Source organism: Chryseobacterium mucoviscidosis (genome assembly GCF_002177115.1).
GTDB classification, from domain to species: domain Bacteria; phylum Bacteroidota; class Bacteroidia; order Flavobacteriales; family Weeksellaceae; genus Chryseobacterium; species Chryseobacterium mucoviscidosis.
In genome coordinates this window covers 51,010-65,585 of record NZ_MVAG01000024.1, presented here as the reverse complement: position 1 = coordinate 65,585, position 14,576 = coordinate 51,010, and the positions used below count along the sequence as shown (strand labels likewise).

General features: G+C 35.2%; 16 protein-coding genes and 1 tRNA gene. 10 read left to right on the top strand and 7 right to left on the bottom strand.

What is annotated here, in order from left to right:
• Positions 1–50 precede the first annotated feature (50 nt).
• The 5 genes from B0E34_RS00525 to mce all read right to left on the bottom strand — a co-directional run bounded on the left by B0E34_RS00525 (position 51) and on the right by mce (position 2,756).
• Positions 51–989 (bottom strand): DUF3987 domain-containing protein, encoded by a 939-nt coding sequence (locus B0E34_RS00525; protein ID WP_087705854.1) that lies wholly within the window; start codon positions 987–989, stop codon positions 51–53.
• A complete protein-coding gene (locus B0E34_RS00520) occupies positions 973–1,221 on the bottom strand; it encodes a helix-turn-helix domain-containing protein (protein ID WP_087705852.1) in 249 nt (82 codons plus the stop codon). The genes B0E34_RS00525 and B0E34_RS00520 overlap by 17 nt, the downstream gene beginning before the upstream one ends.
• 97 nt (positions 1,222–1,318) lie before the next feature.
• Complete coding sequence (locus tag B0E34_RS00515) at positions 1,319–2,134, bottom strand: hypothetical protein (protein ID WP_087705850.1); 816 nt, start codon at positions 2,132–2,134, stop codon at positions 1,319–1,321.
• Between the two features lie 87 nt (positions 2,135–2,221).
• A tRNA-Ile gene (locus tag B0E34_RS00510) sits at positions 2,222–2,295 on the bottom strand.
• 62 nt (positions 2,296–2,357) lie between these two features.
• On the bottom strand, positions 2,358–2,756 hold the full coding sequence (gene mce / locus B0E34_RS00505) for a methylmalonyl-CoA epimerase (protein WP_087705849.1): 399 nt from the start codon (positions 2,754–2,756) through the stop codon (positions 2,358–2,360).
• Between the two features lie 90 nt (positions 2,757–2,846).
• Between mce and rbfA the strand changes: the two genes are divergently transcribed.
• From rbfA to B0E34_RS00465, 9 genes are all read left to right on the top strand, one after another.
• A complete protein-coding gene (gene rbfA / locus B0E34_RS00500) occupies positions 2,847–3,206 on the top strand; it encodes a 30S ribosome-binding factor RbfA (protein WP_087705863.1) in 360 nt (119 codons plus the stop codon).
• Positions 3,207–3,209: 3 nt separating this feature from the next.
• Positions 3,210–4,415, top strand: coding sequence for an ABC transporter permease (locus B0E34_RS00495; RefSeq protein WP_087705847.1), 1,206 nt, complete (start codon positions 3,210–3,212; stop codon positions 4,413–4,415).
• A gap of 47 nt (positions 4,416–4,462) precedes the next feature.
• A complete protein-coding gene (locus B0E34_RS00490) occupies positions 4,463–6,256 on the top strand; it encodes an endonuclease (RefSeq protein ID WP_087705845.1) in 1,794 nt (597 codons plus the stop codon).
• Positions 6,257–6,318: 62 nt separating this feature from the next.
• Positions 6,319–7,056, top strand: a complete 738-nt coding sequence (locus B0E34_RS00485) for a shikimate dehydrogenase family protein (protein WP_087705843.1) — start codon at positions 6,319–6,321, stop codon at positions 7,054–7,056.
• A gap of 78 nt (positions 7,057–7,134) precedes the next feature.
• The gene (locus B0E34_RS00480; RefSeq protein ID WP_087705841.1) at positions 7,135–8,940 is read left to right on the top strand and encodes a DUF349 domain-containing protein; all 1,806 of its coding nucleotides are present in this window, start codon (positions 7,135–7,137) and stop codon (positions 8,938–8,940) included.
• Positions 8,941–9,000: 60 nt separating this feature from the next.
• Positions 9,001–10,032, top strand: a complete 1,032-nt coding sequence (gene ribD, locus B0E34_RS00475; RefSeq protein WP_087705840.1) for a bifunctional diaminohydroxyphosphoribosylaminopyrimidine deaminase/5-amino-6-(5-phosphoribosylamino)uracil reductase RibD — start codon at positions 9,001–9,003, stop codon at positions 10,030–10,032.
• 101 nt (positions 10,033–10,133) lie between these two features.
• Entirely contained in the window at positions 10,134–10,322 is a 189-nt protein-coding gene (locus B0E34_RS00470) for a bacteriocin-like protein (protein ID WP_087705838.1), read from the top strand.
• A 45-nt stretch (positions 10,323–10,367) separates the two neighbouring features.
• Positions 10,368–10,532, top strand: a complete 165-nt coding sequence (locus B0E34_RS21195; protein ID WP_165762925.1) for a bacteriocin-like protein — start codon at positions 10,368–10,370, stop codon at positions 10,530–10,532.
• Positions 10,533–10,654: 122 nt separating this feature from the next.
• Positions 10,655–11,257: an IMPACT family protein gene (locus B0E34_RS00465; protein WP_087705836.1), complete on the top strand. Its 603-nt coding sequence runs from the start codon at positions 10,655–10,657 to the stop codon at positions 11,255–11,257.
• 126 nt (positions 11,258–11,383) lie between these two features.
• Here B0E34_RS00465 and B0E34_RS00460 read toward each other — a convergent pair whose 3' ends face one another.
• Positions 11,384–12,499 carry a hypothetical protein gene (locus B0E34_RS00460; protein WP_087705834.1) on the bottom strand — a complete coding sequence of 372 codons (1,116 nt, stop codon included), beginning with the start codon at positions 12,497–12,499 and terminating at the stop codon, positions 11,384–11,386.
• A gap of 124 nt (positions 12,500–12,623) precedes the next feature.
• Positions 12,624–13,313, bottom strand: a complete 690-nt coding sequence (locus B0E34_RS00455; RefSeq protein WP_087705832.1) for a zinc metallopeptidase — start codon at positions 13,311–13,313, stop codon at positions 12,624–12,626.
• Between the two features lie 106 nt (positions 13,314–13,419).
• Here B0E34_RS00455 and B0E34_RS00450 point away from each other — a divergent pair, with 106 nt between their 5' ends.
• A complete protein-coding gene (locus tag B0E34_RS00450; RefSeq protein WP_087705831.1) occupies positions 13,420–14,547 on the top strand; it encodes a GNAT family N-acetyltransferase in 1,128 nt (375 codons plus the stop codon).
• The last annotated feature ends 29 nt before the right edge of the window (positions 14,548–14,576 follow it).

The following is a 14,576-nucleotide window of genomic DNA, read 5'->3' as shown; positions in this document are numbered from 1 at the left end:
AACTAAATATATTCATCTTAAACAATTGACTATACGCAAATTTACTAAATTTAGGTGAAATTACGGATATTCAATAATTTAAAAAAAATTAAGGCTAATCTATTGTTATTAGAAGTAAAGTTTAAAGATTCTTTATTCAGTATATAAGTTTGCTTATCTTGAAAATGCTGATGAAAAATTCTTTTTTGACGCTCTGTCAACTCAAATTCCAATTTGTCTCCATATCTAGAAAAAGAATACTTGTCTTCTAACATTTCTGAATAATACTCAAATACACCTCTTTTATTTTTATCTTTATTGGCAAAAACATCTTTAAACTTAGTAACCTCATCAAAAGAATAAGTAAGAAACATTGATGCTAAATCATTTCCAGCAGAATTCATTATAGATTTATACTGTTCCTGAGTAGTACTTAATACAAGTGAAAGTTTAGGTTTTTCAATATTCATATAAAAATCTTCTTCCTTAAATGATATTGGTTCATGGTGAAAACTTTTCTTCAGAATATGTGAGAAATTATCCATCATAAATTTAATTATATCTGCTTCTGACTCTATAATCAACAATCCTCCATCAGTTCTGGCCATAAAGCTGTAAAAATCTTTGCTATTAATATTTACAGGTAAAATCTTTAAATCAAAACAGGGTGTGACCATTTTACTATAACGTTTCATTTCAAATTCATAATCTGAGGTAGATACAGAGATGATAGCTTCATTAGTAATATCTACTAAACTTCTAGCTTTCATTATAACTCCATTACCTGATGCAATAGGTGCAGTTATAAAAGTTTGTAAATTAGGATAAACTATATCAGAGTCATAATATCCATAGATATGAGGTAATAAACTGCTTAACACTCCTAAAGATGATGTAAGGAGCATATCCTTCTCCCTGCCTGAAAAATCTCTAGTAACATCTCTAAGGATAAGTGGTAAATTCTTATAAACTTTGTTAGGAATTAATGGTGTTTTAGTTTGTCTTTCCATTAGATTTAAAATTTTTGGTTAATAAATGCTTTTCTAAACTTTCAACAGATTTCATCTCATTCTGCATCATCCAGTTCTCCAAATCTTCTTTTCTAAAGTAGATTTTACCATTATTAGGTTTGAAGAAGTTAATTCTGCCTTCTGATGTCAATTTATACAAGAATGACTTGCTGACATCCATAAATTCAATGGATTCTTTGAAACTCAAAATTTCTTTTTCAATGTTTTTCATTGCTTTAAATTTCTGTTGTGACAAAGGTAAATCCAAGAAAAAAACCTCAATACTAAAGTGTAAGAGGCTGTAAGGAGTGCGTAAGAAAAGTGTAAGATTATTTAACCTTTATATTCAGACTATCAATATATTTCAAAATTATTTCTAAGGATTTTTGTTCATTTTTTCTTTTTAAAAATCTAGTTTTATTTGTATCATAATTTCCAGAGCTTATTGGTTTTCCCTGACTTGCTATAAATCTTTTACTTTGAACTACTGTCTTTTTATTCAGGTTTTTAAAGAGTTTAGAAATTGTTTCTAAATAACCCACCATCAAACTTGTTGTGCAATTAAAAGATAAGAATGAAGATGGATTTTCTTTTGTAAATACTTCTATAAATGTTTCTTCACTTACTTCCTCTGTATCAAAAATCAAAGATTCATCTATTGATAAGCTATATAATTTTTTAAGATTAGGTAAGTTTCCTTTATATTTGAAAATACTATCTATCTTAAATTTTTCTCTTTGTAGATATATTTGAAGTCTGTATTTACTCCATAAGTAATTTTTGATTTGTTGAAAATTACTTTTTATTTCAGGATAATCTTTAAGAAAGTCCTGATAATTGTTTAAAATATATTTTAAAGTATTTTCAATATAACTTGTAAACGTATGTTTATCATTAGTAGAAATGGAAATCATAATAGTATCTAATTCAGATTTTGTATGATTATAAAATTCTTCATACTTAATTAGAATATGATTTTTCAGTGAAAAAAATCTATCATTTTCCCAAACTCCATCTTCAAGAAAAAGACAGTTCCCTGGGACACCACCTATCTCGTTAAGAAAATCAGCAAAGAACTGCTCCTTAAGTATTTCTATGTTTGGTTTTGTAAAGAATTCTTCTAAAGGTTTGAGGAATAGATTCATTTTTCAAAAATATGAAATGTTTCACCTATGTTTCACCCAACAAAACAAAAAAGCACCTACATTTCTGTAAGTGCTTGATTTAAAAAGTGGTCCCACCTGGGCTCGAACCAGGGACCACCTGATTATGAGTCAGGTGCTCTAACCAACTGAGCTATAGGACCTCAAAACTTGGTTAAATTTTGTGTTTGCAAAAATAGTAAAATTTCTTTCACTACAAAATTTTTTATTGCTTTTCTTGGCAAAGTTCTACCAGTACGCCGTTCGTGGATTTGGGATGAAGGAAGACAACTAATTTATTATCAGCACCTTCTTTCGGCTCTTCCGAGATAAATTCAAAACCTTCTTTTTTCAGTCTTTGCACTTCCTCAAGAATATTTTCCACGCCAAAAGCCAGATGATGGATGCCTTCTCCTTTTTTTTCAATAAACTTTGAGATCGGACTATCCTCTTTACTCGCCTCCAAAAGTTCAATTTTGCTTTCTCCGGCAGCATAAAAAGAAGTAACTACCCCTTCCCTTTCTACAGATTCCTGTTTGTAAGATTCCTTTCCTAAAAGCTTTGCAAAAAGTTCATCAGATACGCCTAAAGATTTTACGGCAATGCCGATATGTTCCAATTTCATAAATATTTAAATAAATTAAGTCGTAAATTTGATACAGCGAACAAATTTCAAAGTATCAATTCAAACAAAAGTACTAAATTTGCAGAAATTATGGAAAGTAACAGACAAAGAAAAGTAGCACAGATTATACAGGAAGATTTCGCAGAACTTTTCCGCAAACAGGCTTCAGAAAGCAAACAAAGCATTCTGGTAACGGTTTCGGATGTAAAAGTAACGGCGGATCTGGGTATTGCCAAAATTTATTTAAGCATATTTCCGCAGGAGCACCGCAAAGCCGTGATGAAGGAAATTGAAGAAAATAAAGCACAATACAGAAACTTCATCGGTCAGAAAATGGCGAAGCAGGTTCGTGTAATCCCTAATCTTAATTTCTACTTAGACACTTCTCTGGACGACGTTGAAAAACTGGAACGTGAATTGAGAGGTGAAGGTGAAAACCCTATTCTGTAACCCTTGAAAAACATTGCATTTTATATCGCTTCCCGATACCTTTTGTCTAAAAAAGGAAGTACTGCCGTTACGTTTATTACGTGGTTGGCGGTTGGGGCGATGACGGTTGCCGTAACTGCAATGTTCGTTATTATCTCCGTTTTTTCGGGGCTTGAAGACCTCAATAAAGAATTGATTTCAAATCTTCATGCCGATCTTACGATTAAAAGTTCTTCCGGAAAAACACTGAAAGATTTCGATAAAATTAATTCCGTTCTCAAAAACAATAAAGAGATCAGTAACTTTTCGAGAGTTATTGAAGAAAAGGTATATATTAGCTATAACGGAAAAGGCGATATTGCTTATTTAAGAGGGGTAGATTCTGCCTACACAAAAGTGAACCCCATCAATAAGGATGTTTTTTACGGCGCTTATCCCAGCTTTAAGTATTCCAACGAAGTTTTAATGGAAAACTCTCTGGATAACAGACTTTCGATTCCTGTACCGTCCAGTTCAGATTATGCAACGATCTTTATGCCGAAACCGGGAACCGGAATCATTAATAAAGAAGAAGATATTTACAACAAGAAAGATATCCTCGTCTCCGGAGTTTTTGCTGGAAAAGACCAACTGGACAATTATATTATTGCTCCTGTTGAATTGACTGAAGAGCTTTTAAATCTTCCTAAACATTCGGCTTATCAAATCGTTATCAAATTAAAGAATCCTGAAAATACAGACTCCGTAAAGCAACAGCTTATTTCTTCCCTTGGAAAAAACATTGATGTAAAAACCAAAGAGGAAGAAAATGCGGCATTCTGGAAAATGATCAATACCGAGAAGCTTTTTATTTATTTAATTTTTGCTTTGGTAATCTTTATTACCACCTTCAATTTAGCAGGAGCCATCATCATTCTTCAACTGGATAAAAAAGAACAGGCAAAATCCCTTATTTCGTTAGGTTTTCCGTTAAGTCATTTAAGACAGGTTTACTTTTATACCGGAGTTTTAATTGTCGTTCTAGGAATTATTTCAGGCTTACTTATAGGAACCGGACTTTGCTATTTCCAGCAGTTCACAGAGTTCTTTAAAGCCAACGAAACCTTACCTTTTCCGGTGAAAATAGTGGGTAAAAATTACATCACTGTTGCGGTTACCGCATCCTTATTCGGCTTTGGAATTTCATGGGCATTTTCCAAGATCAGCAAAGATTATATTACTAAAAATTAATACATAAGCTTTCATTTTTTCGTATCTTTGCGTCCCAATTTTTAAAAATGAAACGTAAATTATTCTCTTTTTTATTGAGCTTTGTCTTGATAAGTACCTTTGCTCAGATTCCTACGGGATATTACGACGGAACTGCAGGTCTTTCCGGAGCTGCTTTAAAAACCAAACTGAAACAGATTATTACTAACGGTCACGTTGACAATGGATATAGTGCACTATATAGTGGTTATGCAACAACGGATCGCGATAATATTGCAGGAATTCCGGGACTGGAAAACGACAATACGGTTTTAGACATGTATTCCGAGAATCCTAACGGAACAGATCCTTACTCATACAGCTATCCGGGAGCGCAGTGCGGAAATTATAACAGCGAAGGCGACTGCTACAACAGAGAGCATATCGTTCCTCAAAGTTTATTCAACAGCAATGCTCCGATGGTTTCAGATATTCATTTCATCAGACCGACCGACGGAAAAGTAAACGGAATGAGATCAAACTTTCCTTTCGGAAAAGTAGGATCGGCTTCTTTCACTTCTCAAAACGGATCAAAACTGGGAACTTCTGTTTCTCCGGGATATTCGGGGACGGTTTTTGAGCCTGTTGATGCTTTTAAAGGAGATATCGCGAGAATGGTTTTATATTTCGTAACAAGATATGAAACTCAGCTTTCAGGTTTCGGAACAGGAAATATGTTGGGAGGTTCCGCATTTCCGGGATTACAGACCTGGGAACTGAACCAGTTATTGGCATGGCATATCGCAGATCCTGTTTCTGCTACCGAAATTGCAAGAAACAACGCTTCTTATACTTATCAGGGAAACAGAAATCCATACATCGATCATCCTGAATACGTTGCTCAGATCTGGGGAACTCCGGTTGCCGATACACAGGCTCCGACTGCTCCAACTAATTTGGCGACCAACAACCCTACTTCCAACACCATTTCTTTAAGCTGGACGGCTTCTACAGATAACATCGGTGTTGTAGGATATGAAATTTATAAAGACGGCGTTTTATATGCTACGGTTTCCGGAACAACGGCTACGGTTTCCGGGCTGAATCCTTCTACTACCTATAATTTTTATGTGATTGCTAAAGATGCAGCAGGAAATGCTTCTCCGGCGAGTAACACCGCTTCAGGAACAACTCTTGCAGGAGGACAGCCGGGCGGAAGCTGCGGAACAGAGGATTTCTCTAATATTCCGGCGGCGGCTTCAAACTATACAACGCAAACATGGACGAGCAATAGCATTACATGGACAGCCACAGACGCAAGAACCGATCAGACAATTAACAGCAGAGCTATTACTATTAAGAATGGTAACCTGACAAGCTCTACAATTTCAGGCGGAATCGGAAGCTTAACAGTAACTACGAAAATACCGTTTTCTGACTCTGCAGGTAATCTGACTTTACAGATTAACGGAACTAATGCAGGAACTATTCCTTTTACTACTTCAGCTACCACTACTACAATCAGCAACATCAATGTTCCTAACAATGTGGTTATTAAAATAATCAATTCTGAAACAGGAAAAAGAATTTCTATTGATGATTTAAGCTGGACCTGCTTCACTTCATTGGCAACTGCGGAAGTTTCAAAAGATAAATCTCAGTTTACCATCTATCCTAATCCTGTAAAAAACAATGAATTGTTTGTAAAAGGAGAAAATCTGAATAAAATTTCGAAAGCTCAGATTTATGATCTATCCGGAAAGCTGATCGAAACGATTGAAAATCCTTTTAAAACTTCTAACAGAATTAACCTGAAAGGTTTGTCCAAAGGAACTTACATTCTGAAAACAGATTCTTCCTCAGCGAAATTCATCGTAGAATAAAACAAAAAAAATATTTATCTCAAAGACCGGTTTTTTCCGGTCTTTTTTTATAATTTTATCTTATGGATTCCAACAAAAAATTAGGCTTGATCGGGAAAAACATTTCCTACTCTTTCTCGAAAAAATACTTTGAAGACAAATTCCAGAAACTGATGTTGAAAGATTATTCTTACAACATTTTTGATTTAAATGAAATTGATGAAGTAGAAGATGTCTTTTCTGCTCCGGAATTACTGGGCTTTAACGTAACGATTCCCTACAAGGAAAAAATCATCGATTATCTGGACGAACTGAGCGATGAAGCGAAAAACATCGGAGCCGTAAACTGTGTACTGATTGAAAACGGGAAGAAAAGAGGCTATAACACGGATGCTTTCGGGTTCGAAAAGACTTTGCTGCTTCACAAAAAACCCCACCATGATTCAGCCATCATTTTAGGAAACGGAGGTGCAGCAAAAGCGGTAAAATATGTTTTGGACAAACACGGAATTCCATCGATTACGGTTTCCAGAAGCACGGAAATTAATTATGACAATTTAGATGCGGCCTTTGTACAGGATCATAAGCTCATTATCCAGTGTACTCCGGTAGGAACTTTCCCGAATGTGGAAGACTGCCTGAATTTCCCTTTCGAAGGTCTTTCAAAAGACCATTTGATTATCGATTTAATTTACAACCCAAACTATACCAAATTCATCATCAATGCCTCTGAAAAAGGAGCCAAAACAGTGAACGGATATTATATGCTGGAACAACAGGCAGAAAAAGCCTGGGAAATTTGGAATTTTCAAAAAAAATAACATAAATTAGTACTATATTTAGCTTTTTAGCTCTATATTTAGAGGATATTTTAATGCCACTCACATAAACGATTTGCTATGATTACAGAAAACAACCTTTCTGAAAACGAGGAAAACAAAAATTCTAACGAAGTCCCTCAGGAAAAAACATCAGAACCTGTAGAGTCTCAGGATGAAAGCACTCATCATGAGGAAACGGAACATGAAGAAGAGCACGAAGAAGTAGAAATTTCTCTTGCCGATGCCCTGAAGGAAATGGAAAAAATCATCAATGCACCCAATGCAGGTGAAGATTTCAAAAAATTCAATCAGCTCAAAGAAAAAGCAAGTCATTACATCCATGATGAAGTGGAAGATAAAAAGCATGAATATGCCGAAGCGGGAAATGCTCCTGAAAATTTTAGTTATGAGCATCCTTCTCAGGCGAAATTCTCTGCTTTGGTGAATATTTTCAGAGAAAAGCATGATGCTTACCAAAAGGGGCAGGAAGAAGAACAGAAGAAAAATCTGGAGCACCGCCAAACCATCATCGAAAGGCTTAAAAATCTGTATACGAATTCCGAACCGGGAACCAATCTTTTTAAATCGATAAGAGAGATTAAAGAAGAATGGTCTAAAGCGGGACAGGTTGCGAAATCTGAATTCAAGATTCTTAACAACAATTATTTTCATCATCTGAACCAGTTTTATCAGATGCTTGATCTGAATAAAGAATTTCTGGAGCAGGAATACAGCCACAATCTTGAAAAAAGACAACACATCATTGAGCGTGCAAAACAGCTTGAACATGAGCCTGTGATTCAGAAAGCGCTGAATGAACTGCAATATCTTCACAAATTATGGAAGGAAGAAGCTGAACCGGTTGCAGAAGAATTCCGTGAGAAAACATGGGAAGAATTCAAAGAAATTTCCAACAAAATCCACGAAAGAAAATCTGAACTTTCTGCCGCCATTGAAACAGAGCAGAACGAAAATCTGGAAAAGAAAAATCAGATCATCGCTGAAATCAAGAAACTTTCTGAGCCCGGTGAAAATCCTAACCATAATTACTGGCAGAATGCTATCCGCAGAGTGGAAGAACTTCGTTCGGAATTTCTGAAAACAGGGAGCGTTCCGAGAAAGCTTTCTAACCAGAACTGGAATGAATTTAAAACAATTCTTAGAGGATTCAATACAACAAAAAACACCTATTATAAATCGTTAAAAGGCTCTCAGCAGGCAAATCTGGAAGAAAAATTAAAACTGATCCAGACTGCGAAAGACAACAAGAATAACGAAGAATGGGACATTGCTGTTCCTTTGTTCAAAAAACTTCAGGAAGACTGGAAAAAAATCGGTCACGTTCCGAAAAGCATGACGAATAAAATCTGGGACGAATTTCGTGATGCGTGTAATGCATTCTTCAACAATTACCGTGAAAAGAGCAATGCTTCTACGGATAACTGGAAGGAAAATTACAAACACAAAAAAGCAATTCTTGACGAGTTAAAAACAATCGGGAACGAAGATGGAAGCATCGAAAGAATTGAAGCCATTAAAACCGCATGGAACAACATCGGAAAAGTACCGAGAGATAAAATCTCCATCAACACAGAATTCAACAAAACGTTGAGAGAAAAACTGAAATTAAATAAAATCAACGAGCTGGAACTTAAAGAAGAAGGATTATCTGAAAATCAGCTTACGGACAAAGCAAGAAAAATCAAGAGCCAGATTTCTGATCTTGAAGCTGAAATCGTAAAGCTGGAAAACAATCTCGCTTTCTTTAAAAACCCTTCGAGAGAGAATCCTATGTTGAGAGATACTTATAATTCTATCGACGAGAAAAAAGCTCATCTGGAAACTTTAAAACAAAATCTTCACAGCATTATTGCGGGAGAATAAAACTATTTAAAATATTAGGAAGCGGAGCAAAGCAATTTGACTTCGCTTTTTTCATTCAGTATGCAGGACGAATTTTATATTAAAAGAGCCATCGAACTGGCTCAGAAAGCCATCGGAAAAACCTATCCGAATCCTTTGGTGGGAAGTGTGATTGTTCACAACGGTACAATTATCGGCGAAGGTTATCATCAGAAAGCAGGAGAACCTCATGCGGAAATTAACGCCATTAATTCTGTTGAAGACCCATCTTTAATCCCCGAATCTACTATTTACGTTACATTAGAACCTTGTGCACATTACGGAAAAACGCCGCCCTGTGCTTTAAAAATCAAAGAATTAGGCTTTAAAAAAGTGGTTGTTGGGGCGATGGATTCTCATGACAAAGTGAACGGAAAAGGAAAAAAAATCATTCAGGATGCAGGAATTGAAGTAGTTTCAGGCGTTCTGGAGAAAGAATGTATTGATCTTAATAAAAGATTTTTCACTTACCACGAAAAGAAAAGACCTTACATTATTCTGAAATGGGCTCAGTCCGGAGACGGATTTCTGGATAAAGACTTTAAACCAACCGCTGTTTCAAATTCTCTGGTGAATCAGTTTGTGCATCAGTTGAGAGCAGATGAACACGCTATTTTAGTCGGAACACAGACCGCACTGAATGACGATCCAAGTTTAACGGTAAGAAATGTGGAAGGCGTTAATCCTGTGAGAATTTTAATTGATTTTGATCTGAAAGTTCCTCAGAATTTTAAAATTTACAACGAAGAAGCGAAAACAATCGTGATTAATTCTGTAAAAGAAGAAATTGCAGATCATGTTCATTTTATTAAAACCGAAAAGGACAATTTCCTTCAGAATCTTATGGAAGCTCTTTATAAAGAGCAGATTCAGTCTGTGATTATCGAGGGTGGAAAATTCACTTTACAGCAGTTTATAGATGCCAATCTCTGGGACGAAACTGTGATAATTACTAACGAAAATCTACTTTTGGAAAACGGAACCAAAGCTCCTGTTTTTGACCAGTCAAATCCTTTCAAAACTGAAATTATCAGAGATAACCGCGTTGATTTTTTCCTTTCAGAAATCATTTAAACATTTAACAGTCAAAAATTTAACATAATAAATATTTTATAATTTTTCACCGTAGTTTGAAATTAATTATGTAGCTTTATGATGAACTAAAAATCATCATCATGAAAAATTTAAGAAAATTATCAAAACATGAACTGAAAAGCGTTCTGGGAGGAATCGAAACCTGTGATCAAAACTGCATAACAGGATATTACAAATGCTGCATCCCGCGTCAGAGATATTATTGTCTTCCGATCGGCACAAAATGTACCAGTAATAATGGTCCCGGAAATCCAGGAGAGCCGGTTTAATGCTGATCAGAAATTTTAATCATCTCCACAACTAATTCAAACTATATGAAAAATCTAAAAAAGCTACCCAGAAAAGAACTTAAAGATCTTGTTGGCGGAATAGCACCGGTTTGCTGTTCTTATTATCCTGCAAACCTGCAAAGATGCTGTAAAACCCCTTCGAGTATGAGTTGTCCTCCGCCTTGGCTGGAAGGAAGCTTTCCTTGTTAACGGATTAAAGAGAACTGTAACGGTTCTCTTTTTTATTGTCCGTTTCCGGGACTTTTTCTTAAAAATATTTTACCTTTGAACAATTATTCTAACATTCGAAAAAATATTTTTCCTCATTATATATGTTCAATTTTAAGACGATAGAATCTGCAGTAGAAAATACTTTGTTAAAAGAAAAGGGAAGCAAATTTCTGGGTTTTGCATTCCCGGTGAACAACGAGGAAGAACTGAAACACGCTTTGGAAAAGATTCGTGCAGAACATCCGAAGGCAACGCATCATTGTTATGCTTTCAGAATGGGACTTAACGGAGAAAATTACCGCGCAAATGACGACGGAGAACCTTCGGGAAGTGCCGGACTTCCGATTTACAACCAGTTATTAGCAAATGAAATTACGAATGTTCTGGTTATTTCTGTCCGTTACTACGGAGGAACAAAACTGGGGGTTTCCGGTTTGGTAAAAGCCTATAAAGAATCGGCAAAAATTACACTGGAAGAAGCAAATATCATTACAAAAGAACTGGAAACGACTGTTGAGATTCAGTTTAATTTTAATCAGCAGAATATTATTTTCACTTTGCTGTCGAAGTATGATGCGAAAATCATCAATTTTGATGCACAGGAAAGAGCAATAATTTCAGCAAAAATAAAATTAAGACACAAAGATGAAATTTTGGAATCCTTAATCAATATGCAATTTGTGGAATATAAAGTGCTCAATTAAAATGAATTCACGTAAAGATTGCAAATCAAAAAATGGCTTCAACTGAAATTGATGATAAGTTTAGGTAAAGGCAATTCGTATTGATATTTTTGTAATGTTATTATATCATACTCAGATCAATTAAGATCAAAGTTTTATCATTTTATTTTCTTCCATGTTATAAAGTATAATTTGAATATTCTTTTTCTGATATTTTTTCTTCAAATAAACTGCGATCTTCCGTTGAATTTCAATTTCCGGAATCGGTGCCGATTTTATTTCTTTAAACGCCCACTCCTGTAAATTTATATACCGACTTCCTTTACAAAAATTATTGGGTTCAGCTTCAAAATACGGTTTTAATTCTTTTACATTTTGTGAAATACAGATATTCATTTGATAGCCTTTTCCGGAATATAAATTAAATGAAAAATACTGATACCAACTCCCCCAGAAACTAAAAACAGGCAGTACAAACCACAGTACCAAAAACAATGCATTTGTGGCAATGGTTTTCTTATTAAGACCTTCCATGGGTTTTGAATAGATAATGCCTAAAATAAATATCATGGCAAAATTCCAGAGCCAGACTATTGAATTATATTTCAGCCCGAATGGTCCTATAAAAATAAGAATGCTTAAGTGCATACCCATTAATAGATAACTAATCACTCTCTTTGACTTTGAAAACAATAATAGTAATGCTAAAAGAACTTCTACAAAAGGAATGAATAAGCCCACAAAAAAAAGCTTATACTTTAAAATAAAATCCATCGACAAGCCAAGAAAATCCCTTAAAAACATATTGAGCCATACCAAAGAAAGGAAACTGCGACTGAATTTATGAAGACCACTGAAAATATAGACCGACACTAAAAATAAATGACCTAAAATCAAAATATTTTCTCGCTTGTAGAAATTAATAATAATCAGGAGTAAAAAACACAGATACATATATTCCCAAGGCTGCCATCTCACCGTATCTAACAAACAGCTCATTATTTCGGATAAAAATAAAAAAATAAGCACCCATCTTTTGGGTTTAATACATACAACAAGTAATAATGCAGACAAAGAAGCTCCGAATAAAAACTGATGGACAAAAGCAGGAATGTTTTCTAAACTGCTTATTGGAGGGATTACAGGATATACTCTTTCTGTAATCCAAGTTTTATAGCTCCCTACTTTAGTTAAAAACCATAAAAAATTAATACCCTTGATTAAATAGTTGGTTTGCTTTTCTAATTCATAATTATCGCGCATTGATGTTTCCTGATTATTTCATAAAAATATTAATTTCAATTGAATATAGAACATCATTTATTGCACAAAAAAACATCTCGGACAAACTATCCGAGATGCAATATGTTTCGTTTACATTTGAAGATTAATCCCTTCTTCCGCCCATTAATAAGGAAGCAAAATAAAGAAGCTGTACCAAAGATCCGATTGCAGCCACCACATATGTTCTTGCTGCCCATTTCAGACTGTCTTTTACGCCTACATACTCTTCCGTTGTTACCGTGCCTGTATCACGAAGCCATTTCATCGCTCTGTTGCTTGCATCATATTCCACCGGAAGCGTCACAAATGCGAAAAGCGTTGTAAAAGCAAACATAATCACTCCTATTGTAAGAACAAGTTTACTTCCGCTTAATGCCATGATAACAAGCCCTCCCATAATGACAAACTGCATCAGGTTGGAACTTATGCTTACCACCGGAACCAATTTAGAACGAAGCTGTAACATAGAATATCCTACTTTATGCTGAACGGCATGACCGCATTCATGAGCTGCAACAGCCGCTGCTGCTGCGTTCCTCTGCATATACACCGCTTCGGATAGGTTAACTGTTTTATTTTCGGGATTATAATGATCTGTTAACTGTCCCGGAACCGACATTACCTGTACGTCATTAATTCCGTTGTCTCTCAGCATTTTTTCCGCAATTTCTTTTCCTGAAAGTCCGTTTCTAAGATAGACTTTAGAATATTCTTCGAATTTCGATTTCAGCCTCCATGAAACAAACCAGCTTACCGCCATCGAAACAATAATAATCAAATAATAACCATTCATCTCTGTAATCTTTTATAATATACTTTTCATCCCATATGATGTAAAAACTGTGCCAAAGTATTGTATTAATTTAGCTATATTTGTTCCATAATTTCACGAAAGAATCATGTCAGAAATTTCAGTTATTGAGGTAAAAAACAGCGATCAGCTAAAGCAATTCGTAAGATTTCCCATGGATCTGTACAAAAACAATCCGTATTACGTTCCGGCTCTTATTAATGATGAGATTAAAATATGGAGTACGAAGGAAAATCCGGCACTGCAATACTCTGAAGCCAAACAGTTTCTTGCCTATCAGAATAATAAAATCGTCGGAAGAATTGCCTTAATGATCAATCATAAGGAAGAACGCGAACTAGGGATAAAGAAAGTACGCTTTGGCTGGATTGATTTTATTGATGATGAAAAAGTTTCTCAGGCACTCATCGGAAAGGCAGTTGAGTACGCCAAAGAAAAAAATATCGGAAAGATTGAAGGACCGATGGGTTTCACCAACCTTGATAAAGCCGGAATGCTGACTTTAGGCTTCGATAAACTGGCAACGATGATCGGAATTTACAATCATGCGTATTATCCTCAACATCTGGAAAAACTGGGTTTAACCAAAGAAAAGGAATGGGTGGAATTTGAAATCATGTTTCCTGATTCCCTTCCTGAGAAAATTTACAAATTCAATGAACTGATTTCCCAGAAATATCATCTGAAAGTTCTAAGATTTAAATCTAAAGAAGAAATTCTGCAGTATGTGGATGCGATGTTTGATCTGCTGGATGAAACGTACAAGCACCTTTCTACCTACACTCCTATTTCAGATGAACAGCGAAAAACCTACAAAGAGAAATATTTCCCTTTAATCGATAAAGATTTCATCGTGTGTATCGCAGATGAAAATAACAATCTGGTTTCTTTTGCCATTACAATGCCCTCCTATTCAAAAGCTTTGCAAAAATCCAAAGGAAAACTGCTTCCTTTCGGATGGTGGCATTTTTTACAGGCAGGAAAGAAAAACGACAGGGCTAATTTTTACCTGATCGGTATTCATCCCGATTATCAGAGACGTGGTGTAACGTCCATTATTTTTAAAGAAATCTGGGATATCTTCAATAAAAAAGGAGTGAAATATCTGGAAACCAATCCTGAACTGGAAGAGAACAAAAGCATTCAGCTTCTTTGGCAGGATTACAATCCCGTTAACCATAAAAGAAGGAGAACCTACGCTCTGGAAATTAAATAATTTTTCATCATCAAAAAGTAGACTTATTG